Source organism: Sphaerisporangium rufum, from assembly GCF_016863395.1.
GTDB classification, from domain to species: domain Bacteria; phylum Actinomycetota; class Actinomycetes; order Streptosporangiales; family Streptosporangiaceae; genus Sphaerisporangium; species Sphaerisporangium rufum.
Genome location: NZ_BOOU01000067.1, coordinates 103,083 through 126,713 on the forward strand (window position 1 = coordinate 103,083; position 23,631 = coordinate 126,713).

Annotated in this window: 24 protein-coding genes; 5 read left to right on the top strand and 19 right to left on the bottom strand. The window is 75.1% G+C overall.

Annotation, left to right across the window (positions count from 1 at the left end; all coding sequences use genetic code 11):
• Positions 1 to 77: 77 nt before the first annotated feature.
• The 11 genes from Sru01_RS24805 to Sru01_RS24855 are packed head-to-tail and all read right to left on the bottom strand — an operon-like array spanning position 78 to position 11,978.
• The gene (locus Sru01_RS24805; RefSeq protein ID WP_275412210.1) at positions 78 to 1,361 is read right to left on the bottom strand and encodes a beta-ketoacyl synthase N-terminal-like domain-containing protein; all 1,284 of its coding nucleotides are present in this window, start codon (positions 1,359 to 1,361) and stop codon (positions 78 to 80) included.
• Complete coding sequence (locus tag Sru01_RS24810) at positions 1,361 to 3,280, bottom strand: polyketide synthase (protein WP_203990259.1); 1,920 nt, start codon at positions 3,278 to 3,280, stop codon at positions 1,361 to 1,363. Before Sru01_RS24810 ends, Sru01_RS24805 begins: the two co-directional genes overlap by 1 nt.
• The gene (locus Sru01_RS24815) at positions 3,277 to 4,128 is read right to left on the bottom strand and encodes a polyketide synthase (RefSeq protein WP_203990261.1); all 852 of its coding nucleotides are present in this window, start codon (positions 4,126 to 4,128) and stop codon (positions 3,277 to 3,279) included. Before Sru01_RS24815 ends, Sru01_RS24810 begins: the two co-directional genes overlap by 4 nt.
• A complete protein-coding gene (locus Sru01_RS24820; RefSeq protein WP_203990263.1) occupies positions 4,110 to 5,432 on the bottom strand; it encodes a hydroxymethylglutaryl-CoA synthase family protein in 1,323 nt (440 codons plus the stop codon). The genes Sru01_RS24815 and Sru01_RS24820 overlap by 19 nt, the downstream gene beginning before the upstream one ends.
• Entirely contained in the window at positions 5,429 to 5,680 is a 252-nt protein-coding gene (locus Sru01_RS24825; protein ID WP_203990265.1) for a phosphopantetheine-binding protein, read from the bottom strand. The genes Sru01_RS24820 and Sru01_RS24825 overlap by 4 nt, the downstream gene beginning before the upstream one ends.
• A gap of 16 nt (positions 5,681 to 5,696) precedes the next feature.
• Positions 5,697 to 5,966, bottom strand: coding sequence for an acyl carrier protein (locus Sru01_RS24830; RefSeq protein WP_203990267.1), 270 nt, complete (start codon positions 5,964 to 5,966; stop codon positions 5,697 to 5,699).
• Positions 5,963 to 7,009, bottom strand: a complete 1,047-nt coding sequence (locus tag Sru01_RS24835; RefSeq protein ID WP_203990269.1) for a 3-oxoacyl-ACP synthase III family protein — start codon at positions 7,007 to 7,009, stop codon at positions 5,963 to 5,965. The genes Sru01_RS24830 and Sru01_RS24835 overlap by 4 nt, the downstream gene beginning before the upstream one ends.
• Entirely contained in the window at positions 7,006 to 7,650 is a 645-nt protein-coding gene (locus tag Sru01_RS24840; protein ID WP_203990271.1) for an SRPBCC family protein, read from the bottom strand. Before Sru01_RS24840 ends, Sru01_RS24835 begins: the two co-directional genes overlap by 4 nt.
• Positions 7,647 to 9,380 (bottom strand): thiamine pyrophosphate-binding protein, encoded by a 1,734-nt coding sequence (locus Sru01_RS24845; protein WP_203990272.1) that lies wholly within the window; start codon positions 9,378 to 9,380, stop codon positions 7,647 to 7,649. The genes Sru01_RS24840 and Sru01_RS24845 overlap by 4 nt, the downstream gene beginning before the upstream one ends.
• On the bottom strand, positions 9,373 to 10,563 hold the full coding sequence (locus tag Sru01_RS24850; RefSeq protein WP_203990273.1) for an aminotransferase class I/II-fold pyridoxal phosphate-dependent enzyme: 1,191 nt from the start codon (positions 10,561 to 10,563) through the stop codon (positions 9,373 to 9,375). Before Sru01_RS24850 ends, Sru01_RS24845 begins: the two co-directional genes overlap by 8 nt.
• A complete protein-coding gene (locus tag Sru01_RS24855) occupies positions 10,560 to 11,978 on the bottom strand; it encodes a coproporphyrinogen-III oxidase family protein (RefSeq protein ID WP_203990274.1) in 1,419 nt (472 codons plus the stop codon). The genes Sru01_RS24850 and Sru01_RS24855 overlap by 4 nt, the downstream gene beginning before the upstream one ends.
• A 587-nt stretch (positions 11,979 to 12,565) precedes the next feature.
• On the opposite strand from Sru01_RS24855, the gene Sru01_RS24860 reads away from it, so the two are divergent.
• The 5 genes from Sru01_RS24860 to Sru01_RS36335 all read left to right on the top strand — a co-directional run bounded on the left by Sru01_RS24860 (position 12,566) and on the right by Sru01_RS36335 (position 17,987).
• Positions 12,566 to 13,864: a cytochrome P450 gene (locus tag Sru01_RS24860; protein ID WP_203990275.1), complete on the top strand. Its 1,299-nt coding sequence runs from the start codon at positions 12,566 to 12,568 to the stop codon at positions 13,862 to 13,864.
• A gap of 139 nt (positions 13,865 to 14,003) precedes the next feature.
• Complete coding sequence (locus Sru01_RS24865; protein WP_203990276.1) at positions 14,004 to 15,698, top strand: alkaline phosphatase D family protein; 1,695 nt, start codon at positions 14,004 to 14,006, stop codon at positions 15,696 to 15,698.
• A gap of 371 nt (positions 15,699 to 16,069) precedes the next feature.
• On the top strand, positions 16,070 to 16,888 hold the full coding sequence (locus Sru01_RS24870) for an ATP synthase subunit B family protein (protein WP_203990277.1): 819 nt from the start codon (positions 16,070 to 16,072) through the stop codon (positions 16,886 to 16,888).
• Positions 16,885 to 17,286: a phage holin family protein gene (locus Sru01_RS24875; RefSeq protein WP_203990278.1), complete on the top strand. Its 402-nt coding sequence runs from the start codon at positions 16,885 to 16,887 to the stop codon at positions 17,284 to 17,286. The genes Sru01_RS24870 and Sru01_RS24875 overlap by 4 nt, the downstream gene beginning before the upstream one ends.
• Complete coding sequence (locus tag Sru01_RS36335; RefSeq protein ID WP_203990279.1) at positions 17,262 to 17,987, top strand: DUF3618 domain-containing protein; 726 nt, start codon at positions 17,262 to 17,264, stop codon at positions 17,985 to 17,987. Before Sru01_RS24875 ends, Sru01_RS36335 begins: the two co-directional genes overlap by 25 nt.
• A 194-nt stretch (positions 17,988 to 18,181) precedes the next feature.
• Here Sru01_RS36335 and Sru01_RS24885 read toward each other — a convergent pair whose 3' ends face one another.
• The 8 genes from Sru01_RS24885 to Sru01_RS24920 form a co-directional block, all read right to left on the bottom strand.
• Positions 18,182 to 18,598 carry a CBS domain-containing protein gene (locus Sru01_RS24885; RefSeq protein ID WP_203990281.1) on the bottom strand — a complete coding sequence of 139 codons (417 nt, stop codon included), beginning with the start codon at positions 18,596 to 18,598 and terminating at the stop codon, positions 18,182 to 18,184.
• Between the two features lie 123 nt (positions 18,599 to 18,721).
• A complete protein-coding gene (locus Sru01_RS24890; RefSeq protein ID WP_203990283.1) occupies positions 18,722 to 18,928 on the bottom strand; it encodes a hypothetical protein in 207 nt (68 codons plus the stop codon).
• A 119-nt stretch (positions 18,929 to 19,047) separates the two neighbouring features.
• Positions 19,048 to 19,263 (bottom strand): hypothetical protein, encoded by a 216-nt coding sequence (locus Sru01_RS24895; protein WP_203990285.1) that lies wholly within the window; start codon positions 19,261 to 19,263, stop codon positions 19,048 to 19,050.
• Between the two features lie 30 nt (positions 19,264 to 19,293).
• Positions 19,294 to 20,250, bottom strand: coding sequence for a UDP-glucuronic acid decarboxylase family protein (locus tag Sru01_RS24900; RefSeq protein WP_203990287.1), 957 nt, complete (start codon positions 20,248 to 20,250; stop codon positions 19,294 to 19,296).
• On the bottom strand, positions 20,229 to 21,230 hold the full coding sequence (locus Sru01_RS24905; protein ID WP_203990289.1) for a glycosyltransferase family 9 protein: 1,002 nt from the start codon (positions 21,228 to 21,230) through the stop codon (positions 20,229 to 20,231). Before Sru01_RS24905 ends, Sru01_RS24900 begins: the two co-directional genes overlap by 22 nt.
• 71 nt (positions 21,231 to 21,301) lie before the next feature.
• The gene (locus tag Sru01_RS24910; protein WP_203990291.1) at positions 21,302 to 21,982 is read right to left on the bottom strand and encodes an SDR family oxidoreductase; all 681 of its coding nucleotides are present in this window, start codon (positions 21,980 to 21,982) and stop codon (positions 21,302 to 21,304) included.
• A 37-nt stretch (positions 21,983 to 22,019) separates the two neighbouring features.
• Complete coding sequence (gene rfaE2 / locus Sru01_RS24915; protein ID WP_203990293.1) at positions 22,020 to 23,393, bottom strand: D-glycero-beta-D-manno-heptose 1-phosphate adenylyltransferase; 1,374 nt, start codon at positions 23,391 to 23,393, stop codon at positions 22,020 to 22,022.
• Positions 23,390 to 23,631: SIS domain-containing protein (locus Sru01_RS24920; RefSeq protein WP_203990295.1), on the bottom strand; the 242-nt coding region annotated here is incomplete at its 5' end. The genes Sru01_RS24920 and rfaE2, both read right to left, overlap by 4 nt.

Below are 23,631 nucleotides of genomic sequence, written 5' to 3' on the forward strand. Positions count from 1 at the left end.
GGGAGGTACGGGACGCGGCCGCCGACGGTTCGGCATGATGCAAAATTTGCCTCAGAGCAATTGTTATGGCTGATGGGTCACCCGGGGCTGCGCAGCACCAGCGCGCAGTTGATGCCGCTGAAGGCGACGCTGTTGGACACCGCGGTGCGGATCGTGGCCGGCGTCGCCGACCGCCCGGCCAGCGGCAGCTCCGGGTCCAGCGGCTCGGCCAGGTTCGGGTTGGGATGCACGAAGCCGTCGCGCATCTGCAGCACGGTGGCGACCAGCTCCAGCAGCCCGGACGCGCCCATACAGTGGCCGGTCAGCGGCTTGGTGGAGTTGATCAGCGGCGCCGGGCCGGCGCCGAAGACCGACAGCAGCGCCTGGGCCTCGACCGCGTCCCCGACCACCGAGCCGGTGCCGTGCGCGTTCACGTAGTCCACCTCGCCCGGGTCCACCCCCGCGGCGGCCAGCGCGGCGCGCAGCGCGGCGACCTGTCCCGCCGGATCCGGCCGGGTGCCGCGGCGCCCGTCGAGCCGCTGGCCGTACCCGGCGACCAGCGCCAGCGGCTTGGCACCGCGGGCCGCCGCCGCGCCCGCCTCCTCCAGCAGGACCGCCGCCGCGCCCTTTCCGTACACGAACCCCTGGCGGTGCCGGTCGAACGGCCGGCACGCCTGCCACGGCCGCTCCGGATCCGCGTGCGAGACCATCGCACCGGTGGCGTGGAAGGCCCGCAGCTCGGCGGCGGACAGCTCGGTGACCGGCGCCACCACCAGGCAGCGGTCCAGATCGCCGGCGGCGATCATCCGGGCGGCGAGGATCACCGCCAGCGTGCCGGCCGCGGACGCGCCGCCCGCCTGCCATCCCTCGCCCACCACCCCGGTCGCCTCGCTGACCGCGCCGATCACGTCGGTGTCGAGATGGGTGAGGGCGTGCGAGGGCCGCACGCCGCCCGGGCGGCTGATGAAACCGCGCCAGACCTCCGCCTGGTAGGCCAGCGCCAGGTTGTTGCCCGCGACGATCAGGCCGGCCGCCGCCCGCTCCTGCGGTCCGAGTCCGGCGTCGTGCAGGGCGGCGGCGGCGACGCGGGCCGCGCCGCGGGCGGGTGGCGCGGTGCGGCTCACCGCCCGGACCAGCCGGGCGGCGGCCTCGGTGTCGCCGGCCAACCGGCGGGCCGCCCACCCCGTCAGGTCCGGCTCGGCCGGCCAGGCGGCCACCGGGGTCCGCGCCTCGGCCGCCATCTCGTCCCCGGTGACCCGGACGCCGCTGCGCCCCGCACGCAACGCGGCGGAGAAACCGTCCAGATCCTCGGCCACCGCGGTGCTCACCGCCGCGGCGGTGAGGACGACCTGCGCGCGGTGAAGAGGGCGAGGCGCCCCCATCACCGGGCGGCCGTGGCGGGCCGCGGGCCGGGCACGAACCCGAGCGGCACCCGGGCGAAGGGGTAGCCGGGCAGCCGCACCCGGGCCGGCGGCCGGTCCCACAGCGCGGCCCAGTCCGGGGCGCCGCCCGCCTGCCACTCCCGCGCGGCGGCCGCCGCCCGCTCCGGCAGGCCGGAGCCGTCCGGCTCGGGCGGCCCGCCGCCCGCGGCCAGGGCGCGCAGCCCGGCGACCAGCTCGGGCACCGAGGCGGCCGGGACGACGGCCCGCGCGGCCAGATGATCGCGACCGGTCTGCAGGGTCCACGCGGTGGCGGGCAGCGCGGGGGCCGCCGGGCCGGCCAGGAACTCCGCCAGCCGGGCGGCCACCGCGCGCAGCCCGTCGGGTCCGGTACCGCTCACCGGCACCGGGTACCGGCCGCCGTCACCCGCGGCGGCCGGCCCGCCGGGCTCCGGCGCCTCGGCCAGCACCACGTGCGCGTTCGACCCGCCGATGCCGAACGAGCTGACGCCGAGCAGCCGCGGCCGTCCGGGGACGCGCGGCCAGGGGACGACGTCGCCCCCGGTGACCGCGGTCGCGGCCGGCTCGGCGCCGCCGTCGAACCTGAGCACTCCGGTGCTCACCGGGATGGCCTGGTTGACCAGCACCAGCACGGCCTTGGCCAGGCTGGCCAGCCCGGCGGCCGCCTCCAGGTGGCCGACGACCGCCTTCGCCGAGCCCATCCACAGCCCGCCCCCGGGGCCGCCGAAGCGGGCCGGCGCGCCGCCGGCGGCGAGCAGCCGGCGCACCGCCTCGACCTCCAGCACGTCCGCCCGGGTACCGGGGGCGTGCGCCTCCAGGTAGCCGAGATCGGCGGGCGCCAGCCCGGCCTGGTCCAGGGCGCGGCGCAGCAGCCGGGCCTGCGACTCGGTGTCGGTCCGGGTGAGGCCGCCCGCCCGGCCGTCGTGGTTCAGCGCGACGCCGCGGATCACCGCGAGCACCGGGTCGCCCGCGGCGAGCGCGTCGTCCAGCCGGCGCAGTACGAGGCACAGCGCGCCCTCGCCGCGCACGTAACCGTCGGCGTCGGCGGAGAACGGCCGGCACACCCCGGACGGCGACAGCGCTCCCATCATGGACATCGCGGCGAAGTACCAGCCTTCGGCGCACAGGTTGGCGGCGCCGACCAGCGCGGTGCCGAACTCCCCGGCGCGCAGCCCGGAGACGGCGAGCGCGAGCGCGCTCAGCCCGCTGGAGCAGGCGGTGTCCAGCGTGACGCTGGGCCCGCGCAGGTCGTAGTGATGGGACAGCCGGTTGGCCAGGTAGGTCGACAGCGACCCCACCGCCGCGTAGCGGTCCACCGTGCCGGTGCGGATCATCCGCTCGCGGAAGTCCGCGGTCGCCGCGGCGGCGAACACCGCGGTGTCGGTGCCGGCCAGCGACGACGGCGGGATGCCCGCCGATTCCAGCGCGTGCCAGCTGGTCTCCAGCAGCATCCGCTGCTGCGGGTCCATCCAGACGGCCATCCGGCGGCCGATGCGGAAGAAGTCCAGGTCGAAGGAGCCCGGGTCGGCGAGCAGCGCCGCACGCCCCCCGCCGGTGCCGGCGATGTCCGGGTCGTAGCCGTCCAGGCGGTCGGCCGGGACCGGCCCGGTGCGCAGCCGGCCGGCGACCAGGGTGCGCCACAGCTCGTCCGGGCCGTCGCCGCCGGGCACCCGGCAGGCCAGGCCGACGACGGCCACCGGCGGCGGGCCGGACGCGCCGCGGCCCGCGGCCCGCGGGGCCGCCGCACGGGCCAGGCCCTGCGCCGGGTCGGACGCCGGGCGAGGTGCCGCGTCGGACGCCGGGCCGGGTGCCGGGTCGGACGCCGGGCCGGGTGCCGGGTCGGACGCCGGGCGTGATGTCGCGTTGGACGCCGGGTCGGGAGCCGGATGGGGTGCGGTCACGTCGCGGTCTCCTCCTTCTCGCCGGGGCCGCCATTCCCGGTGCCGCGGGCGCCGGCCGGTTCCGGGCGCCAGATCTCCTCCGGGCGCCCGTACCGCTCGGCGACCAGGCGCCCGCGGTCGGCGGACGCCCAGGCCTCCTCGTGCGGGCCGATCTCCACGGCGGTGGCCGCGTCGGCGGCCGCCAGCAGCTGGGTGGCCAGTTGCCGCTTGAGCAGCAGCAGGGTGTGCCGCGGCGCCCGGGCGATGCCCTCGGCCAGCGCCAGCGACACCGGCAGCACCTGCTCGTGCGGCACGATCCGGACCGGGGCGCGCCGGTCGCGCAGTTCGGCGCCGCGGTAGCCGCGTGCGGTCAGCAGCATCTCGGTGCCCAGGGTCGAGCCGAGCCGCTCCCGCAGCAGCCAGGTCGTCCCGTACTCGGGGACCAGCGCGTAGTTGGCGAAGTTCGCCGCGTACACCGACCGCTCGCTCAGCACCGGCACGTCCGCATAGAGCCCCTGGGTCAGCCCGCCGCCGAAGGCGTGCCCCTGCATGGCGGCCACCACCGGCAGCGCGCACCGGGCGAAGGCCCGGACGAACGGCTCCACCGCCGCCCGTTCCGGGCGCAGCAGGTGATCGCGGTCGGCCCCGCCGGCGAACACGTTCGGCAGGCCGGTCACCACGACGACGTGCGCGGCCGGATCGCCGGCCACCGCGGCCAGCGCGGCGGCCAGGCCGGCGGCCAGCTCCGGGCCGATCGCGTTGCCGCGCGCGGCGTCCGCCATCCGTACCAGCGCCACCCGGCCGATCGACTCCACCGACACCGGCCCGGCCGCGGCCGCCCGGCCGCGGGCTAGCGGGGCGGCAGCCACGTGTACTCCCGGTGGTGGTCGCGGATCGCGGTCAGCACGGCCCGGGGACGCGGGGCGCCCACCCCGGCGAGCCCGGCCGGGTCGAACTTCGCCTCCGCCGCGCCGAACGCCATGTCGGGCAGCGCCGCGGTGGCCGCGTCGTACTCCGCCACCGTCAGCCGCCGCCGGGCCGCCAGCTCGGCGGCCAGGCCGGTCCCGGCGACCAGCCGGGCCGCGCCCGCCGGGACGTGGCAGGCGAAGAACTCCGACGAGCACCCCGACCCGTAGCCGAACACGCCCAGCGACAGCGGCCCCGGGGACGGCGCGTGGGCGATCGCCCCGGCCATCGCGAGCAGCGCGGTGCCGGCGTAGATGTTGCCGACGTCGCGCGGGAACACCAGGGACGGTGCCACCCGGCGGTCGAAGTCCTCCTGCTCCCGGTCGCGGGCCAGGCCGCCGAGCCGGCGCAGGGCGTGGCGGTGCGCGCCGCGCACCATGCCGGGGAACGGCGTGTGCATCGCCAGCAGGTCGTAGGTGCCGGCGAAGTCGGTGCCCGGCCGCCGGGCCGCGTGGTCGGTGAACGCGCCGAGCAGGCACTCCAGGTACGCCAGCAGCGACAGGTCGGTGTCCACCACGTCCAGGTCGGCGCGGGGACGGGCGAAGTCGGCCACCTCGTAGCCGTAGACCCCCGCGGTGCCGAGCTCCAGCCGGGCCACCGCGGGCCGCGGGCCGACCAGCATCGCGACCGCGCCGGCGCCCTGGGACGGCTCTGCGTAGGTACCCCGGTTCGGCACCGGCAGGTCGGTGGCCACCACCAGCACCCGGCTGCCCGGTTCCACCGCGACCAGCGCCGCCGCGGCCCGCAGCGCGGCGACGCCGCCGTAACAGGCCTGCTTGATCTCCAGCAGCCGGCACTGGCGGGGCAGGCCGAGCAGCCGGTGCACATGGGTGCTCGCCGACTTCGACAGGTCGAACGCCGACTCGGTGGCGACGATCAGGGTCCGCACGCTCGCCCGTTCCGCCTCGGTGAGCGCGTCGGCCAGCGGGCGCGCGGCGGTCGCCGCCATCGCCACCACGTCCTCGCCGGGCAGGGCCACGCTCTTGCGGCGCATGCCGAGGTTCCCCATCCGGGCCGGGTCCAGCCCCCGGGCCTGGAACAGGTCCGCCACGTCCACGTACGCGCTGCCGCAGTAGGCGGCGACCGCCTCGATGCCCACCTGCGGCCCGCCGGGCTCGCCGCCGCCCCGCGGCGTCCCGGGCTCGGTGCTCCTCCACGGCCCCCCGGGCTCGCCGCCCGTCGCCGGCCCGCCGGTCGCGGCGGTCACGCCGGCCCGCCGATGCCGTGCCACAGCACGTCGACCAGGCCGCCGATGTCGCGGACCTTCGCCAGCCGGTCGGTGCCCAGTTCGAGGCCGATCTCGTCCAGCGCGCCGGAGACCACGTCCATCCGGTCCAGCGAGTCGCAGCCCAGCTCGGTCATGCTGCGGTCCTCCCGGATCTCCGCCGGGTCCAGCCCGGGCCGGACCGCGAGGATGTTGTCGCGGACCACCGCGAATACCTGGTCCCTGCCCATGCCCCCTCCCCCTCGGTCAGCCGGCGAGCGTCCGGTGGCGCAGCCGCTCGGCCAGGGCCCTGGGCGTGCCGAGGTCGAGCAGCGACTCGACGGTCTCGGTCGCGCCGAGCTCCCGCTTGAGCTGCGCCAGGTACTCGACAGCGAGGATCGAGTCCAGCCCGAGGTCGGCGAAGCCGGTGTCCAGGGAGAGCGTCTCCGGCTCGACGTAGAGGATCTCGGCGAGCAGCCGCATCACGACCGGCTCGACCGGCTCCGGTGGCACGCGGGTGCCGGGTTCGGTGGTCATCGTGGTCCTCCTGTCGTGGGGGTGGCCGGCCGGTCCGGGCCGGGCAGGCGGACGGCCGCCGCCGCGGCCAGCTCGCCGGCGCCGGCGAACCCGGCCATCACGACCAGCCCGCCGCCGGCCGGCCGGCCGGCGCGCAGCGCGTGGTCCAGGTTCACCGGCACGCCGGCGCCGAAGAGGTTGCCGTAGGAGTCGAAGGTGTCGAAGTGCCGGGGCGCCTCGATGCCGAGCGCCGCCCCCCAGTTGCGCAGCAGCAGCCGGTTGGGCTGGTTGGTCACCAGCAGGTCGATGTCCTTGGGGGTGGCGCCGATGCGCTCGCAGACCCGGGTGACGACCTCCGGGACGATCTCGCTGCCCCGCTCGATGATGTTGTAGGCCTTGGAGTTGTCGAAGGCGACGTCGAACTCGGAGGTGCCCGGCTCCCAGTACAGCCGCCCGTCGTCCAGCTTCAGCGCGACGTCGGGGGCGTGGTCGGGATAGTGGCGGACCTCGGTGGCCAGGATCGGGGACTCGCCGGAGGCGCGCAGCAGGCCCACCGCCGCGCCGTCCCCGGGAACGGCGGCGTGCGCCGACCGGCGCACCCCGGGCTGGGTGAAGATCCGCCCGGCGGTCTGCGCGGTGCACAGCAGCGCGGTCCGGGCACCGGTGTCGCGCATCAGCGACCGCGCCAGGCCGAGCATGTACGGGAACACCGCGCAGTGGCCGTTGTGCAGGTCGACGATCTGCGCCGGCCGGCAGCCGAGCCGGCGGGCGATCTCCGCGCCCGAGCCGAGGAACGGCACGTCCGGCAGCGCGTTGTGCGTGACCAGCAGGTCGATCTCGCCGGCCAGGTCGCTCCCGTGCCGCTCGAACAGCACCGCGGCGGCCCGTTCCACCAGGTCGGCGCCGGTGTCCTCCCGGGCGGCGTACCGGCGGTACTCGGGGGCGCGGAACATCGGGTTGCGCAGCAGAGGATCGTCCGGACGGGAGTACCGCTCGAAGTACTCGCGTCCCACCCGCTCCGGCGGCAGGTGGCTCGCCACGTCGACCAGGCTGACGGCGGTCACGGCCGCGCCCCGCCCGCGGTGATCGGGATGCCCATCCGGTGCCGGTACTCCAGGATGGCCTTGAGGTTCTCCAGCTCCAGCAGGTGTCCGCCGTAGAACTGGTGCCAGAAGTCGCCGACCCAGCGGCGGTCCGGGCTGGGCGCCAGCTCCGGGTAGGGGTTCTTCTCGTAGTACGGATGGTGGCAGTTCGTCCACAACACCACCGACCCGGGCCGCTTGAGCACGGTCTGCGCGTCGACCACCCGGAACAGGTAGATCATCCACAGGTCGTGGCCCTGGTCCCAGGCCGCGTGGTAGTCGACGGTGAGCGCGTCGGGGTTGGCGTCGATCCGCACGTAGATGCGGGTGGTGCCCGACAGCCGGTCCCACCCGACGTGCAGGCCGGTGTCGTCCACCGGTTCCAGGTCGCGGACGCTGTAGGTGTACTCCTCCTGGCTGAACATGTCCGCCAGGTAGTCGTACACCTGCCGCGGCGGGCAGTCGATGTACCCCTGCAGCGTGCAGAAGTCCCCATAGACCTCCTGGTGGGAGTAGAACTCCTTGGTGTGCTCGCCCACCAGCTTGAACGCCTCCGGCAGCGGCATGTTCTCGAACCGCGCCAGCCCCGGGATCTCGGCCAGCTCTTCCTCGGACACCCTCATGTCGCCATGGTCCTTTCGACGGGTCGCGGCCGGTCGGCCGGTCGCAGCAGGGGCAGGTAGGGGGGCGGCTCCTCCGGCCGCACCTCGACCGAGACCAGCGACGGCGACCCGCTCGCGCCGCCGTCGGCCAGGAAGTCGCGCAGCTCGTCCAGTCGATGGACGGTCGCGGACCTGATCGAGGGGAACATGCGCGCGACGCCGGTACCGAGATCGCTCGGCCGGAAGGCGCTGTAGGAGGTGTCACCGCCGTAGAACAGCTCCTCGCGGGACAGGCAGGCCGCGTGCGCGTTGTTGTTGAAGATCACGAAGGTGATGGGCAGGTCGTACTCGACGGCGGTGTGCACCTCCAGGCCGTGCATGAGGAACGATCCGTCCCCGGCCAGCAGGAAGGTGCGCCGGCCGGTGGCGAACGCGGCGCCGATGGCGGCGCCGAAGCTGAACCCCATGCCGCCCATGCCGAGGGCCAGCAGGCTGCGGCCGCGGCGCGGCGCGGGCAGGAAGTGCAGGACGCCGCAGCCGGTGTTGCCCGCGTCCGACACCACGTTGGCGTCCTCGGGGACGAATCCGGCCACCGTCTCGATCACCTCGCGGACGGCGATCCGCCCGTCCCGGCTGCGCTCGTGCGGCAGGTACGACAGGCCCGGGTGCGGCGGGCAGCCGTCCGGCCCGTGCGGCGCCGGCCCGGTGAACGCGCGGGTCACCGCCCGCAGCTCGGCGCGCAGCTCGCCGTCCACCCGCAGCACCGGCACCCCGGCGTCCACGTGCGGGGGCCGCCGGTCGAAGCAGATGAGCACCTTGCCGGCCAGGCCGTCCTCCAGCCCGGCCCGGGCGACCTGCGGGAACCGGGTGCCGACCAGCAGGCAGGCGGCGGCCCGGTCCAGCGCCAGGCGCACGCTCGGGTGGCCGCTCGCGCCGGCCACCCCAACGAAGCGCCGGTGGTGATTGTCGAAGACGTCCTTGGCGTCCGGTTCGACGGCGACCCAGGCGCCGAGTCCCTCGGCCAGCGCCGCCAGCTCGGCGCGGGCGTCCGCGCGGGCCACCCCGGCCCCGGCGATGATCAGCACGGCGGCCTGGTCGCGGCGCAGCCCGGCCAGCACCGTGCCCGCCGCGGGGTCGGCGCGGACCTCGGCCGGCTCCGGCCGGGCCGGCCCCGCCGGCGGCCAGGGCCCGGTGGCCGGAGCCTGCTGGACGTCCTTGGGCAGCAGCAGGACGGCCGGGCCGCCCGGATCGCCGAGGGCCGCCCGGATCGCCCGGTCCAGCGCCTGGCCGATGGCGTCCGGATGGTTGACGCGCGCGCAGAACCGGGAGATCGGCGCGAACAGCGCCGGACCGTCCAGCGAGCCGGCCAGCCCGCTCTGGTCCTGGAAGGCGCCGTGGCCCTCCAGGGCGATGGGCGGCTGCCCGATCAGCGCCAGCACCGGGACCCCCGAGGCGTAGGCCTCGCCGAGTCCGGGCACCAGGTTGAGCGCGCCGCCGCCGGAGGTGGCCATCACCACGGCCAGGCCGTTGCCGGCCCGGTGGTAGCCGTCCGCCATCGCCGCCGCGGAGAACTCGTGCTTGGCGACGACCGCCTGGACCGGCTCGGCGGACCGGAACACCGCGTCGAAGAGGTCCTCGACGTTGGCGCCGTGCACGCCGAACAGGTGCCGGACCCCGGCCGCCCGGCTGAGGTGCGCGACGATCTGGTCGGCGACCCGGCCCGGCGTGCCCGGAGGCACCGGCTCAGCCATGCTCATTGACCACCTCGGTGAATATGTCCAGACCGGCGATGATGGCCTCGGCCGGGGCGGTCACCCCGATGCGGACGCACTGCCGGGCATGCGGGTCGTCGTGCAGGTGCGGCAGATAGAAGGGCGCGGCCGGCGCCACGAGCACGCCGCGGTCGAGCAGGGTGAAGAACAGCTCGGCCGTGCGACCGGCCAGCCCGGGCAGCCGCACCCAGGCGAACTGGCCGCCGTCCACCGCGTGCACCCGGTACGGCACGGTCAGGCCGGCGGCCAGCCGGTCCCGGACCAGCCGGTGCCGCTCCTGATAGGCGTCGCGCAGCTCGCCCCCGCACAGCTCGACGTACCGCCCGTCGCGCAGCAGGATGGCCGCGGCGAACTGGACCAGCTGCGGCGGGAAGGTGGCCACCCGCGCCTGCAGCTCGCCGAGCTCGCGCACCACCGGCGCCGGGGCCAGCACGAAGCCGAGCCGCTCGCCGGCCAGCGCCCCCTTGGAGAAGCTCTGCACGCAGACGACGTTGTCGCCCCAGGGCAGCCCCATGTCGCGGTAGGCCAGCCCCGGGATCGGCGGGCCGTAGGCGTTGTCGACGACCAGCAGCGCGCCCACCGACGCGCATTCGCCGGCCAGCGCGGCCAGCGCCGCGTCCCCGATGACGTTGCCGGACGGGTTGGCCGGCCGGGAGACGATGACCGCGCCGACGTCCGGATCGAGCCGGCCGGCCGGCGGCAGGTAGCGGAACTCCCGGTCGCCCTGCTCGACCACCTCGGGCAGCAGCATGTCGTACCGCACCTCGGGGTGGGTGCGGTAGCCCGGGTACTCGGGGGCGAAGAACACCACCCGCCGGCCGCGCGCCGCCGCCAGCGCCGACACCGCGTGGAACGCGGCCTGCGCGCCCGGGGTGATCAGCACCTCCTCGGCGGTCACCGGCAGCGCGTAGTGCTCGCCGTACAGCCGGGCCAGCCGCTCGCGCAGCTCGGGGTCGCCGAGCACGCCGTGGTAGAGGCTCACCCGCCGGGTGAAGCTCGCGTCCTCGACGGCGCGGCGGAACGCCGAGCGGACCAGCTCGGCGACCGGCGGATGCACGAGCGGCATGCCGGTGGCCAGGTTGTGCCCCTGGCCGGACCCGGCCAGCAGGTAGGGCACCAGATCCGGCCACTCCTCGACGGCGCGCAGCCCGGTACGGGTCATCGGACCGCCCGGTCCCGGTGCCGGTCCTCGATGCCGCCCGGCAGGTCGAGCCGGCCGATCGGCGAGTAGTCGTGCCGGTCCACCGGGTCGGAGGCGGGCGACTCGATGCGCTCGTTGGCCTCGGCCACCCGCGCGCGGACCTCGTCGCTGGCGAACAGGTGCCCGATGCCGTCCACGAAGGCGCCGCCGAGGTCGGTGAGCGCCAGGTGCGCGCCGTCCACCTCGACCAGGCCGAGGGCGCGCAGCCGGCGCAGCTCGGCGGCGAACAGCTCGGTGCCGTCGACGCCGAAGGCGTCCCGCAGCGCGCCGAAGTCCACGCCGCCGGACCGGATGCCGAACATCACCGCGCGCCGCACCCGCTCCTCGGCCGACAGGGTGTGGCCGCGCCACACCCCGGTCCGGCCGGCGGCGACCGCGGCCATATAGGCGGAGTTGTCGCACAGGTTGTAGTACTGGGTGCCGCCGATGTAGCCGAAGCTGCTCACGCCGAGTCCGACGAGGTTGTCCGCCTCGATGGAGTCGAACTTGTTGCGCTGCTGGCGCGAGTGCTCCCCGCGCCGCGAGTAGTAGAAGACCGGCCCGCGGGTGAAACCGGCGTGTCCGAGCACGTACTCGGCCATGTAGTGCATGACCAGCCGCTCGCGCTCGTCCGGGAACTCCTGGGGGGCGCGGATGTAGTGCCGGGTGATCGGGTCGGATCGCTTGAACATCAGCGGGAAGATGTTGAACTTCTCGATGCCCGCCGCCAGCAGCTCGACCAGGGTGGCGTACCAGTTCTCCACGGTCTGCGAGGGCAGGCCGAAGATCAGGTCGACGTTCAGGTCGCGGACGTCGCGGGCGGCCAGCAGCTCCAGCAGCCGGTACACCTCGGCGCGCCCGTGCCCGCGGTTCAGCGTGGCGAGGACCTGCTCGTCCATGGATTGGATGCCGAACACCCAGCGGTTCACCCCGCCGGCGGCGATGGCGTCCAGCCGGTCCTCGTAGTCGGGGCGGCGGACCACGCCGGGGTGGAGTTCGAAGGTGATCTCGGTGTCGCCGCCGGTCCGGACGTGCCGCCACAGGTGGGCGAACAGCCCGTCGAGCTGGGCGGCGTCCAGGTAGGAGGGGGTGCCGCCGCCGAAGTAGACCGAGGAGGCGGTGAATCCGCCGGGCGCGCGGGCGGCGGCGAGGGTGATCTCCTCGCGCAGGGCGGCCAGGTAGCGGTCCACCCGGCCGGCGTCGGCCCGGATCTCCTTGTAGAAGTGGCAGAAGGTGCAGTACTGCTCGCAGAACGGCAGATGCAGGTAGAGATTCTGCGAGGGGGTGAGGCCGGCGTAGACCTCGTCCTCCTCGATGTCGCGCAGGTATTTCAGCGGCGGGTAGGTGCCCACCAGGTAGTACTCCAGGGGCGTCCGGTGCACGCCGGCGGCGCGCAACTCGCCCAGTGGTAACTCGCCGACCTTCGTCTGAGCGTATTCCAGTGTTTCGCCCAGCCCGGGCGGTACGGACGGGCGGATGTTCCCCGCCGGATCCGATACCTGTCCTCGCTGCGATAACACGAGCCTCGCCTCCCCGCACCCCGTCCGCCCCATCACAGATGTCGCCCATGGCTACTGGCCAATAATGACCGAAATAGGGGGTGATAGGGGCGTGATGGGGGCAACCGTAAGTTAGGGCGCTGAATCCCGTCAAGCCATTACTTTGCGCGACCGAAGGTGCGCTTTCCGAGATGTGAGGTACGTCAAGAAAAGCCGGGCGGAACGTTAGGCGACCGCTCGGCGAACCTCCGCCATACCGACAATTCTTGGCATCCATGCAGGTCAGCTCGATGTTCTGTCAATGTCTTGACAAATCCGCCAATCGTGGTCAACCATGCGGTGATGGCCGCCTCGGCTGATTTGTCCGCAGCGTGAAGGTTGAAATTTAACGCGCCCTGCCGAGCCGGCGGCCACCGGGGGAATGAGCGGCTTTTGGCACGTCCCGGCATGCCCGGGCGGCCAACGGGGGTGCGGAGGTATCAGCGGTGAACATCGGTATTCCGGCTGCCCGAAATCCGGCCGGCGAATGCCCGGCCCGCGCGGCGTCGCGGATCGCGGCGGACTTCGACCCGTTCGGCGCGGATTACCAGCTCGACCCGGCCGGGGCGCTCAGCGAGGCCCGGGCCTGCGAGCCGGTCTTCTACAGCCCGCGGCTGGACTACTGGGTCGTCACCCGTTACCAGGACGTCCGGAGCGTCTTCCGCGACACGCGGAGCTTCTCCGCCTCGATCGCGCTGGATCCCATCACCCCGCTCGCCGAGCCCGCCCGCGAGTGCCTGCGCGGCTACGGCTTCGCCGCCGGCCCGGTGCTGGTCAACGAGGACGAGCCCCTGCACATGCGCCGCCGCCGCCGGCTCGCCCCGCCGCTCGCCGCCGGCCGGGTCGCCCGGCTGGAGGACCGCATCCGCGCCCTGGTCGCCCGGTACGTCGAGCGGTTCGCGGCGCGCGGCCACGCCGACCTGGTGGACGACCTGCTGTGGGAGGTGCCCGCGATCGTCGGGCTGCTCGTCATGGGATTGCCCGACGAGGACATCGAGCGGGCCCGGCACTACGCCATCAAGATGGGATTGTTCACCTGGGGCCGGCCCACCGCCGAGCACCAGGTCGAGATCGCCGACCAGGTGGGCCGGTGGTGGCGGCTGTCCGGCGAGCTGGTGGCGCGCCTCAAGCGGGACGGCGGCGAGGGCTGGCTGCCGCATGCCATCGCCGTGCACCGCGAGCAGCCGGACCTGGTGAACGACAACCACCTGCAGAACATGATGATGAGCGGCCTGGTCGCGGCGCACGAGACCACCACCAACGCCACGGCCGGCGCGATGAAGAACCTGCTGTCGGACCCGGCGTCCTGGCGCGAGCTGTGCGCCGACCCGGCCCTGGTGCCCGGCGCGGTGGAGGAGTCGCTGCGCTACTCCTCCTCCGTGCTGTGCTGGCGGCGCCGAGCGGTGACCGACGTCGTGGTGGGCGGGGTGCCGATCCCGGCGGGCGGGCGGCTGCTGCTGATGATCGGCTCGGCCAACCACGACGAGCGGGTGTTCCCCGACCCCGGGCGCTTCGACATCCGCCGCCCGAACGCGCGCCGCCATCTGGCGTTCGGCATCGGCGCGCACGCGTGCATCGGGGCCCCGCTGGCCCGGCTGGAGATGCGGGTCATCCTGGAGGAGCTGGCCCGGCGGCTGCCCGGCCTGCGGCTGGTCCCCGGCCAGGACTTCGCCTACCTGCCGAACGCGTCCTTCCACGGCCCCCGGCACGTCCGCGTCGAATGGGACACCTCCCCCGCGGGCTGAGGCACGGCACCGCGGCCCCCGGCGGTGCCCGGCGTTCAGGTGATGACGTCCGCGCGATGACGTCCGGCGTTCACCGGCGCGCCACCGAGGTCGGCAAGGCTACCGGGCGTCCCCCCGCCTGATCGTCCCGGGAGTGCCCGTGCCGAACCTCGACCGCCGATCGTTCCTCTACACCGGGCTCACCGGGCTCACCGGGCTCGCCGCCGGCGCCGTCGCCACCGGACCGGCGACCGCCGCGGCCGCCGATCCGGCGCCCGCCGGTGCCCCGGCCGCCGCCGGCCGCGACCCGAGCGCCGACCCCTTCACCCTGGGCGTGGCCTCCGGCGACCCCGATCACGAGGGCTTCGTCATCTGGACCCGGCTGGCCCCGCAGCCGCTCGCCGAGGACGGCATGGGCGGGATGCCCGGCCGGCCGTTCCAGGTCCGGTGGCAGGTGTACGCGGACGAGCGCTGCCGGCGGGTCGTGCGGGCCGGGGTCGCCACCGCCGCCCCGGAATGGGGGCACAGCGTGCACGTGGAGGTCGCCGGGCTGGCCGCCGACCGCGACTACTGGTACCGCTTCCGGGCCGGCCGATACGTCTCGCCGGCCGGCCGGGCGCGGACCGCACCGCACCCGCTGGCGGCCGGTGGCGCGCTGGCCATGGCGTTCGTCTCGTGCGCGCAGTACGAGCACGGCTACTTCACGTCCTACCGGCGGCTGGCCGAGGACCACCCCGACCTGGTGCTGCACCTCGGCGACTACCAGTACGAGTACGCCCCCGACACCTACACCATCCCGGGCGGGAACGTCCGCGACCACCAGGGTCCGGAGACAGAGACGCTGGCCGGGTACCGGCAGCGGCACGCCCAGTACAAGGCCGACCCCGACCTGCAGGCGGCGCACGCGGCGGCGCCGTGGCTGGTCGTCTGGGACGACCACGAGCTGGACAACAACTGGGCCGACGAGGTGCCGGAGAAGCCCGAGGTGCCGCAGCCGGACTTCCTCGCCCGCCGGGCGGCGGCCTTCCGCGCCTACTACGAGAACATGCCGCTGCGCCGGACCTCGGTGCCGCGCGGCATCGACATGCAGCTCTACCGCCGGATCCGCTGGGGGCGGCTGGCCACCTTCCACATGCTCGACACCCGCCAGTACCGCGACGACCAGGGATGCGGGGACGGCTACCACGACTGCCCGGCCGCCGTGGACCCGGCCCGGTCGATCACCGGCCCGGCGCAGGAGGAGTGGCTGCTGGACGGGTTCCGCACCAGCAGGGCGCGGTGGGACATCATCGGGCAGCAGGTCTTCTTCGCCCAGCGTGACAACAACGCCGGTCCGGCCAAGGTGACCAGCCAGGACGCCTGGGACGGGTACGTCGCCTCGCGGCGGCGCATCACCCAGGGCTGGGTGGACGCCCGGGTGCGCAACGCGGTGGTGCTCACCGGCGACGTGCACGCGCACTGGGCGAGCGACCTCAAGCTCGACTACGACGACCCCACCGGGCCCAGCGTCGGCGCCGAGCTGGTCGCCACCTCGGTCAGCACCGGCGGGGACGGCGCGGACAGCGACCCGGCCCGGCACCCCTACCTGGCGATCAACCCGCACCTGAAGTTTTACAACAACCAGAGAGGCTACGTGCTGACCAAGATCGAATCGGAGCTGATGACCGCCGACTTCAAGGTGGTGCCGCACGTCCAGCAGCCCGGCGCCGAGGCCTACACCCGGGCCACCTTCGTGGTGGAGGACCGGGTGCCGGGAGTGCGGCAGACCTACCTGCGCCCGATGGACCCGGCGCTGCGCAGCGCGCGGGACGTCACCGTCGAGGAGACCGTCGAGCTGGAGACCCGCCGCCCCTGACCGGGCGCTGATCGCCGAGACGGCGCCGCCGGCGGGTGTTCTCGGGCGGCGCCGCGCCGGACGTGCCCGGGCCGGAACCGTCGTGGCGACCGGACCGGTCCGGCCCGTGGGATGGACCGGTCCGGCGGCGACCGGCTCGCCGCGCTGGATGTGACGAAGGTCACACTGCGCTGCGGGGACCTGAGCGGAGCGACCGCACCTTGATCGAATAACGGTTGCACGGGCGGAGATCTCCGACAAACCTGACTAGAAGGTCATTCATCGCAATCAGCTACCAACCAATCGCGAGCCGACATTCGCCCCGTTTCATGTGTCTTTCTGGCGCCTCGGGTAACAGCCCGCAATCGGCAACCGAACCCCGGGAGGACGCAGTGGCTGAATATTCGACCGGCCACCAGACCGGAACACCCCAGTACCAGGACGTGCCGGAGAGCACCACCGGCCACGCCCGCGAGGCGGCCGGCCAGGTGGCCGGCACCGCGCGGGACCAGGCGGCCACCGTCGCCGGCGAGGCCAAGGTCCAGGCCGGCCAGGCGGTGGGCCGGCTACGGGACCGGGCGTCCCGCGAGGCCCACTCCCAGGCGCAGAAGGCGGCCCAGGGCATCCGCCAGTGGGCGGACGACCTGCACAGCATGTCGGAGAACGGCAAGCCGGACTCCCCGGTGGCCTCGGTGACCCAGCAGGTGGCCCAGCGCGGCCGGCGCGCCGCCGACTACCTGGACGAGAACGGCTTCGCCGGCATCGCCGACGAGGTGCAGCGGTTCGCCCGCCGCCGTCCGGGCCTGTTCCTGGCCGGCGCGGTCGCCGCCGGGTTCCTGGTCGGCCGGGTCGCCAAGTCGGGCGTCCAGGAGCACCGGGACGGCGACAACGGCCGCACCGGATGGCAGGACACCGGCCAGGGCCAGGGCTACACCCAGGGTTACGCCGACACCTACCCGGCCGCGGACACCTACCCGGCCGCCACCACCGGCGGCACCGCCGGCTACCAGACCGGGCAGTACCCCGCCGACCAGGCCGGCTACTCGGCCACCGGCCCGACCGGCACGTACCCGACCGGCGGCGCCACCGGCGCGGGCGGAGCCTACGAGGAGTACGCCACGCCGGCCACCGGCGAGCCGGCCGCGCCGGGCACCGCCCGGCCCTACACCCAGGGCACCGCGGACGACGAGACGGGGTGGACGCAGAGATGACCATCCCGCCACCGCACGATCCCGAGCCGTCGCTCGGCCAGCTCGTCGGCGACATCGGCAAGGACCTGTCGACGCTGTTCCGCCAGGAGGTGGAACTCGCCAAGACGGAGATCCGCGAGGAGGCCGGGAAGGCGTCCAAGGCGGCCGGGATGCTGGGCGGGGCCGGCTTCGCCGGCGCGATCTCCGCGGTGCTGCTCAGCCTGGCCCTGGTTTTCGCCCTGGCGAACGTGATGGACGCCGGCTGGGCGGCGCTGATCGTCGGCGTGCTGTGGGCCATCGCCGGCGCCGTGCTCTACAACACCGGTCGCTCCCGCATGCGGGAGGTGTCCCCCAAGCCGGAGCAGACGGTTCAGACGCTCAAGGAGGACGCCCGATGGGCGCAGAATCTGACGAAATAAGGCGGGAGATAGCCCGGACCCGGGCAGAACTCACCAACGACGTGGAACGCCTCGCCGACCGCACCAGCCCGTCGCGGATCGTCCGCCGCCGCACCGAAAGGGTCCGTTCGGTGGCCCGCGACATCCGAGAGCGAGTGATGGGAACGCCTATGGACACCTACCAGCAGGACCCCTACGGGACATACGGCTACCAGGACGGCGGCCACGAGGCCCACCAGGTCGCCGACCGCACGCGCGAGGGCGCGCACGCGGTGGCCGACCGGACCAAGGAGGGCGCCCACCAGGCGGCGCACGCCGTGGGCCAGGCCGGCGAGACCGTCAAGCAGCAGGCGCAGAGCGCCGCGCAGGCGGTCAAGTCGGTACCGCAGCAGGCCGCCCGGACCACCCGGGGCAACCCGATGGCGGCCGGCCTGATCGCCTTCGGCGCCGGGCTGCTCGCCGCGACGGTCATCCCGGAGACCCGGGCCGAGCGCCAGGCCGCGCGGCAGCTCAAGGAGCAGGCGCGCGAGGTGGCGCAGCCGGTGGCCGAATCGCTCAAGGAGTCGGTGGGCAACCTCGGCCAGGAGGCGAAGGAGACGGCCAGGGAGGCCGTCCAGGAGGTCAAGTCCACCGCCGCCGACGCGGCCAAGACCACCGGGCAGCAGACCGGCGAGCAGGCGCAGCAGGTCAGGCAGACCGCGACCGGCGGCGACGGCCGCTGAAGGTCCCGGTCATGGGCCCCGGCACGGCCGGGGCCCTGCCCATGTCCGGGCCCATGTCCGGGCCCATGCCGGGCGCCAGGCGGCCGACCGACCGGGCCCGCGGGTGGCGGCAGGACGCTCTTGTACCCGCCGCGGACACGGGTGGAGCCCCGGCCCGCCGGGGCCCGGGGCTCCACCCGTGACGAGCGGACGGGTCAGTCGGTGGTGACCGCGTCCATCAGGTCGCCCACCGGCGCGTCCGGCAGTGCCTTGGCCACGTCGGCCAGCGCCACCATGCCGATCAGGTCGTGCCCGTCGATCACCGGCAGCCGGCGCACCTTGTGCGACGCCATGGTGCGCAGGATCTCGCGGGCGTCGTCGTCGGCGCCGATGGTGACCGCCTCGCCCTGGGCCAGCTCACCGGCCGTGCAGTCCTTCGGGTCCCGCCCCTGGGCCAGCACCTTGACCACGATGTCGCGGTCGGTCAGCATGCCCTTGAGGCGGTTGTCGGTGCCACAGATCGGCAGCGACCCGACGTCCAGGCGCGCCATCTTCTGGGCGGCGTCCACCAGGGTCTCGTCGGCGTTCACACACTCGGCGTTCGGGGTCATGATCTCGCGAGCGGTAGGCATCCTGTCTCCTTTCGTGGGGATTCGGATGTCCCCCGCGTGCCCTGGCGTTCCGGCCCGAAACACCTTTCGAGGGGTGACCGCGCAGGTCACGGAGATGTCACCCCGGCCGTCATCGGTCCCGCCTCAGGCCGAGGTCGGCCGGTCGTAGCCCTCCGACTCCCCGTACGCGCGGCGGCCGGGATCGTCCTCCGGCTGGTTGGCCGGATCGGTGTGCGAGGGCTCGAACTCGGCGGCGAAGTCGTCCTCGCCGGCCGCCTCCCGCTCCTGCGCCGTCCGGCGGTCGGCCAGCGGCACGTTCTCGTCGTCGGATCGCGGTCCGGTGGGCGCCACGGTGCCCTCCCCATCGGTCGGCCGGCCCGCTGAGCAGGCCGGACATCATCATGAACCGCGTGCCTACCCTCCCGGCGGCCGGTCAACCCCGGCCCGCCCGGCGGCCGGTCGACCACCGGTCAGCGGCGCCGGAAGGGGCGCACCGAGTCGTCGCCGCGGGTGGTCCGCCACCATTCGCCCACGACGATCGCGTACGCCGCGCTGCCCGCGGCCAGCGCGAGCGCCCCGGCGAACAGCCACCAGCGCTGGAAGATGCCGCCGTACAGGGACAGGGCCAGGAAGGCGATCAACCCGAAGCAGGCCACGAGCAGTCTGACGTTCAGCGGTCGGTCCATGCTCCGCACCTACCCGGCGGTGGTGGGCCGTCACGCCGCCGCGCTCGGCCGCCCCAGCTCGCGCCGGAACCAGCCGATGGTGCGGCGCAGGCCGGTGCCGGGGTCGACGCGGGCGTGCCAGCCGAGGAGTTCGCCGGCGAGGGTGGTGTCCGGGCGGCGGACCGCCGGGTCGTCGGCGGGGCGGTCGATGTGCTGGATGGGCGAGGCCGAACCGGTGAGCTCCCGAATGGTGCCGGCCAGCTCCAGCATGGTCATCTCCACCGGGTTGCCGATGTTGACCGGACCGGAGTGGACCGAACCGGCCAGCGCCAGGATGCCGGTGACGGTGTCGTCCACGTAGCAGATGGACCGGGTCTGGGTGCCGTCGCCGGTGACGGTGATCGGCTGCCCGGTGAGGGCCTGCCGGATGAAGGTCGGGATGGCCCGGCCGTCATTGGGGCGCATCCGCGGACCGTAGGTGTTGAAGATGCGGACGATGGCGGTGTCCAGGCCGTGGGTGGTGCGGTAGGCGGTGGTGAGCGATTCGGCGAAGCGTTTGGCCTCGTCGTACACGCTGCGCGGGCCGACCGGGTTGACGTTGCCCCAGTAGGTCTCGCGCTGCGGATGCTCCAGCGGGTCGCCGTACACCTCGCTGGTGGAGGCGAGCAGGAACCGGGCGCCCTTCTCCCGGGCCAGGCCGAGCATGTGCGAGGTCCCCTCGCTGCCCACCCGGAGGGTCTCGATGGGGTGGTCCAGGTAGTCGGCCGGCGAGGCGGCGGAGGCCAGGTGGAGCACCAGGTCCACCTCCCCCGGCACGTGCACGAACCCGGTGACGTCGCACTCCAGCAGCCGGAACCGCCGCTCGCCCATCAGGTGCGCCACGTTCTCCGGCGACCCGGTCAGGAAGTTGTCCAGGCAGATCACCTCGTCCCCCCGGGCCAGCAGGCGCTCGCACAGGTGCGAGCCGAGGAAGCCCGCGCCTCCGGTCACGACGACTCTTTTCGGCATCGCTCGTCCTCCCTTTCCAGCCGATCCAGTAGATCGGTCACCGCGTCCAGGACCTCCTGGACCTCGATCCGCAGCAGCCCGGGGTCCGACGCGTCCCCGTGCGGATCACCGGACCGGCCCTTCCACAGCGCGACGTGCCGGACGTCCGGCGGCGGTCCCCACAGCGCCGGCGAGACCGGCCCGAACAGCACGACCGACGGGGTGCCCAGCGCGGTCGCCAGGTGCGCCACCCCGGTGTCGCCGCACACCAGCAGCCGCGCGGACCGCAGCAGGTCCACCAGCTCGGGCAGGCCGGTCCGGCCGGCCAGCACGCTCGCCGCCGGCAGGCCGGCCCGAGCGGCCACCTGCTCGGCGATCGCCCGCTCGGCGGCACCGCCGGTGACCAGCACCCGGTGCCCGCCGGCGGCGAGCGCCGCGGCGACCCGGCCGAACCGGTCCGGCGGCCACCGCCGGGCCGGATGGGCGGCACCGGGATGCACGACCACCGGGCCCGGGCCGGCCGGCCGCGGTCCCGGCACCCGCAGCAGCAGGTCGCCGGGGTCGGCGGGCACGCCGTGCCACTCCAGCAGATCGCACCAGCGCCGCACCTCGTGCACGCCTTCGCGCCAGGGCGGCCCGGCGGCGGGCAGGTCCGGATGAGCGTGGGTGATCAGCCGGCCCGGCCGGGTGGCCAGCAGCGCGGCGGTGCTCTGTGGGCCGCGGCCGTGCAGGTTGACCGCGACGTCCGGCCGGTCGACCGGCACCGGCCCGGGCCCGGCCACGTCGACCAGGCCGTCCACCGCGCCGATCGCCGGCAGCAGGCCGGCCAGCGGCGCGGGCGCGGCGAGCAGCACGCGGTGGCCGGGGTGGGCCCGGCGCAGCGCGCGCAGCGCCGGCACGGCGGCCAGCAGGTCGCCGAGCCCCAGCCCGCGCAGGGCGAGGAGGACCGGGGACGTCCCGTCCCGGCGGCGCGGCGGCGCGGGCCGCTCACGGCCGCTCATGGACGCTCACCGTCGCTCATGAACGGTCACGGGCGCGCACGGTCGCAGCACGGGCGTGCTCACGGGCGTGCTCACGGCCATGAGGTCTCGGTGGAGGAGCAGACGACCAGCTCGCGCAGCTCACAGCCCGGCGGCTGGGACAGCGCGAAGACGACGGCGGCGGCGACGTCCTCCGGCTGGTTGAGCCGGGCGTCCGGGCCGGGCTTGTACTGCGGCTCGCGGTCGTCGAAGAACGCGGTCCGCATGCCGCCGGGGATCAGCAGCGTCACGCCGATCCGGCCGGCCAGCTCCGCCGCCAGCGCCCGGGTGAGGCCGACCACGCCGAACTTGGAGGCGCAGTAGGCCGTGGCGTCGCTCACCGCGCGCACCCCCAGGGTGGAGGCGCAGGTCACGATGCGTCCGCGCCCCTCGGGCAGGTACGGCAGCGCGGCCCGGATGACCGAGGCGGTGCCGAGCAGGTTGACCGCCACGACCCGCTCCCACCGGTCGGCCGGGACGTCGGACAGCGTGCCGCAGGCGTCGATGCCGGCCGCGGTGACCACGGCGTCCAGGCCGCCGGCCCGCTCGGCCAGCTCGGTGACGGCCCGCTCGGCCTGCTCGCGGTCGGCCAGGTCGGCGAGCGCGTGGTCCACCTCGTCGGCGGGCGCCCGGAGGTCGACGACCAGGGGCCGGCCGCCCTGCTTGGCGACCGCGGCGGCCGTCGCCCGGCCCAGGCCGGACGCGCCACCGGTGATCAGGACGTTTCCCAGCATGTGCGGCTCCTCGTGCGGAAGGTGGTCCGGCCGGCGGTCAGCCGGCGGATCGGGCGGCGGCGATGATGTTCGTGGTGGACCGGCCGGGCAGCGTGGGCAGGATGACGACCTCGCCGCCGGCCCGGCGGACCGCCTCGGCCTCGGGGAGGTCACGCCCGGTGTAGTCGCCGCCCTTGACCCAGACGTCCGGGCGCAGCCGCTCGATCAGCGCGGCGGGCGTGTCCTCGTCGAACACCACCACCGCGTCCACGCAGCCGAGCGCGCTCAGCACCTCGACCCGGTCCGGCTCGGCGACCACCGGCCGGCCGGGACCCTTGAGCCGGCGGATCGAGGCGTCGGAGTTGACGCAGACGACGAGCGCGTCACCGAGCGCCCTGGCCTGCCGCAGCAGGCTGACGTGCCCGGCGTGCAGCAGGTCGAAGCAGCCGCCGGTGGCGACCAGTCGCCCGCCGGCCGGCCGCAGCCGGGCGACCGGGTCCGGCGCCCGCTCGCCCGCCGCGGCGGCCGCCGGCCGGACGGCGGACGCGGCGCCCGCGGCGACGAAGCGGCCGGACACCGCGACCGCCTCGCGGACCGCCTCCTCGGCGCCCGCCCCGTGGGCCAGCGCGACCGCCGCCGCGGCGGCGAACCGGTCGCCGGCCCCGCAGGTGTCCCGGACCGGCCCCGGGTCGGGCGGCGCGATCAGGATCGGGTCCCGGTCGCGGCGGGCCAGAACCGCGCCGCGCTCGCCCAGGGTGACCGCGACCGCCTCGGCGCGCAGCCCGCCGACCAGCCCGCGGGCCGCCTCCCGCGGGTCGGCGGCCGGGGCGGCGGCCAGCAGTCCCGCCTCGGCCTCGTTCGGGGTGACGAGCGAGCAGCCCGGCACCGGCGCGGCGCCGCGCGGGTGCGGGTCCCAGACCAGCGGCGCGCGGACCTCGCCGAGGAGGTCGCGGTACAGCTCGGCGACGCCGTGCCCGTAGTCGGAGACCAACACGGCGCCGGCGGCGGCGAGCACCGCGGCGATCCGCTCGCGGAGCAGGTCGTCGCGCACCGGCCCGCCGCCGGGCCGCCCGACCCGGCGGGCCCGCCCGTCGCCGGAGTCCAGCCGGACCAGGGTCTGGCCGCCGGCCCGCACCCGGGTCTTGCACACCGTGCCGCCGCCGAGCGGCAGCGGGATCAGTTCGACCCGCCCGGCCAGCATTCCCGCCAGGCGCCGGCCCTGCTCGTCGCCGGCCAGCGCGCTGACCAGGACCACCTCGGCGCCGTCCCGCGCGGCCAGCAGGGCCGCCAGGCCGGCGCCGCCGGGCCGCGGATGCTCGGCCCGCACGTCCACCACCGGGGCCGGCGCGTCCGGGCACAGCCGCTCGGCCGCGCCCTCCACGTCCACGTCGAGCAGCGAGTCGCCGAACACCACCAGCGGGCCGCCGGTCATGCCGCCTCCTCGACCACGCCGCACAGCAGGTGGATGACCGCGAGGTGGACTTCCTGGACGGTGGCGGTGTCGTCGGCGGGGACGGCGAAGGTCTCGTCGCAGGCGTCGGCCAGCGGGTTGGGGGCGGGGCCGGTGAGGGCCCAGGCGGTGATGCCGCGGCCGCGGGCCGCCTGCGCGGCGGCGATGACGTTACGGCTGGTGCCGCTGGTGGACAGGCAGATGAGGATGTCGCCGGGTC

Coding starts and splice junctions, on each gene's coding strand:
- Sru01_RS24805 (WP_275412210.1), bottom strand. CDS start 1,361: ATGGGGGCGCCTCGCCCTCTTCACCGCGCGCAGGTCGTCCTCACCGCC.
- Sru01_RS24825 (WP_203990265.1), bottom strand. CDS start 5,680: ATGGGCAGGGACCAGGTATTCGCGGTGGTCCGCGACAACATCCTCGCG.
- Sru01_RS24830 (WP_203990267.1), bottom strand. CDS start 5,966: ATGACCACCGAACCCGGCACCCGCGTGCCACCGGAGCCGGTCGAGCCG.
- Sru01_RS24840 (WP_203990271.1), bottom strand. CDS start 7,650: ATGAGGGTGTCCGAGGAAGAGCTGGCCGAGATCCCGGGGCTGGCGCGG.
- Sru01_RS24845 (WP_203990272.1), bottom strand. CDS start 9,380: ATGGCTGAGCCGGTGCCTCCGGGCACGCCGGGCCGGGTCGCCGACCAG.
- Sru01_RS24850 (WP_203990273.1), bottom strand. CDS start 10,563: ATGACCCGTACCGGGCTGCGCGCCGTCGAGGAGTGGCCGGATCTGGTG.
- Sru01_RS24875 (WP_203990278.1), top strand. CDS start 16,885: ATGACCATCCCGCCACCGCACGATCCCGAGCCGTCGCTCGGCCAGCTC.
- Sru01_RS36335 (WP_203990279.1), top strand. CDS start 17,262: ATGGGCGCAGAATCTGACGAAATAAGGCGGGAGATAGCCCGGACCCGG.
- Sru01_RS24885 (WP_203990281.1), bottom strand. CDS start 18,598: ATGCCTACCGCTCGCGAGATCATGACCCCGAACGCCGAGTGTGTGAAC.
- Sru01_RS24895 (WP_203990285.1), bottom strand. CDS start 19,263: ATGGACCGACCGCTGAACGTCAGACTGCTCGTGGCCTGCTTCGGGTTG.
- Sru01_RS24900 (WP_203990287.1), bottom strand. CDS start 20,250: ATGCCGAAAAGAGTCGTCGTGACCGGAGGCGCGGGCTTCCTCGGCTCG.
- Sru01_RS24905 (WP_203990289.1), bottom strand. CDS start 21,230: ATGAGCGGCCGTGAGCGGCCCGCGCCGCCGCGCCGCCGGGACGGGACG.
- Sru01_RS24910 (WP_203990291.1), bottom strand. CDS start 21,982: ATGCTGGGAAACGTCCTGATCACCGGTGGCGCGTCCGGCCTGGGCCGG.
- rfaE2 (WP_203990293.1), bottom strand. CDS start 23,393: ATGACCGGCGGCCCGCTGGTGGTGTTCGGCGACTCGCTGCTCGACGTG.